Source organism: Mycobacterium sp. WUMAC-067, assembly GCF_020217485.1.
Classification (GTDB): domain Bacteria; phylum Actinomycetota; class Actinomycetes; order Mycobacteriales; family Mycobacteriaceae; genus Mycobacterium.
The window spans coordinates 1-1,352 of record NZ_JAEKMI010000146.1 but is presented as its reverse complement, the minus strand read 5'-3'; the positions used below and the strand labels follow the sequence as shown (position 1 = coordinate 1,352).

The window sequence follows — 1,352 nt, the reverse complement described above, 5'->3', positions numbered from 1 at the left end:
ACCGCCCCGAGTTCGATGCACACGCGGTTATGGGTGTGCAGCCTCTGATTGGGCTGTGTTCGTAGCGTAGTAGATCGTCTCGTACTCGGTCGGTGGGATGCGGCCCAGGCGGTGCATGAGCCGGCTGGTGTTGTACCAGTGCACCCAGTCGGCGGTGAGCAGTTCCACGTCGGTCAGGCGCTGCAGGGGGCCGCGCCGGAAGGGCGAATCCGCCCGGACGGCTTCGGTCTTGTACAGCCCTATCGTTGTTTCGGCCAGAGCGTTGTCGAAGGCGTCCCCGACAGTGCCGATTGAGGCCACCAGCCCGGACAGGGTCAAGGTTTCCCCGAACCGCACCGACGTATATTGCGACCCTGCGTCCGAATGGTGAATAGTGTTGCCCATCAATGGATTGCCTTCATTGAACCGCAGTTGCGCCGCATGCCTGATCGCCTGACGCACGAACCGGTCTTCCTTGCTTGCCGAGCAGGTCCAGCCCACGATCCGCCCGGCGTAGGCATCAATGGCGAACGCGGTGTAGACGAACACCCCGGTGGCCAGGCGCACGTAGGTGAAATCCGCGACGAGCAGCACGTTGGGGGCGCGCACCCGGAACTGGCGTTTGACCAGATCCGCCGCCCGGGTCGCGGCCGGGTCGGCCACGGTGGTGCGGACCTTTTTGCGCCGGGTGACCCCGCGCCAGCCGTTGACGCGCATCAGTCGTTCCACGGTGCAGCGGGCCACGGTGATGCCCTGGCGTTGCAAGTGAGCCCACATTTTCGTGGCCCCGTACAAGGACTCCGGTTTGCGCCGGCCGTGCTCGTCGGGTTCGTAGTAGCCGGCCAGCACCTCGGTAATGACGGTGTCCCACAGGGCCCGCGCCGACGGTGGGCGGGCCAGCCAGGCATAGAAGGTTCTCGGGGCGATCACGCAGCCGTGCTCAGTGAGCACGCGGCAGATCGGAGCGACCCCGAACCGAGCACGATGCTCGGCGATGAACGCACAGATCAACGGTGTCGCGGGTCGCTCTCCCGCACGAAGAAACTTGTTGCCGCCTTGAGGATTTCGATGGTTTCCTCAAGTTCGCGGTTCTTGCGTTTGAGCTCACGCAACTCGCGCACGGTATCGGTGGGCGCCCCGTCGCGGACCCCGGTGTCGACCTCGGCCTGGTTGATCCAGCGTCGTAACGATTCATACGACACCCCCAAACGCTTGGCGACCGCGGTCAGGCAGGCCGTACGGGTGGCGTACTCCTCGGCATGGTCGCTGACCAACCGCACCGCCCGGGCCTTGAACTCCTCGTCGTACTTCTTCGGCATGATGCGAACAACCTTCCCTCGAAAGAAGGTGTGCATCGAACTCGGGGCGGTTCA

At 64.6% G+C, this 1,352-nt stretch carries 1 protein-coding gene; it reads right to left on the bottom strand.

Annotation, left to right across the window (positions count from 1 at the left end; all coding sequences use genetic code 11):
* Nucleotides 1–27: 27 nt before the first annotated feature.
* Nucleotides 28–1,298, bottom strand: a protein-coding gene (locus JF781_RS27915) for an IS3 family transposase (RefSeq protein ID WP_085978347.1) whose coding sequence is annotated in 2 segments (ribosomal slippage) — nucleotides 28–1,025 and nucleotides 1,025–1,298 — 1,272 coding nt in all. Because the reading frame shifts where the segments join, the coding sequence is not laid out codon by codon here.
* Between the last annotated feature and the right edge of the window lie 54 nt (nucleotides 1,299–1,352).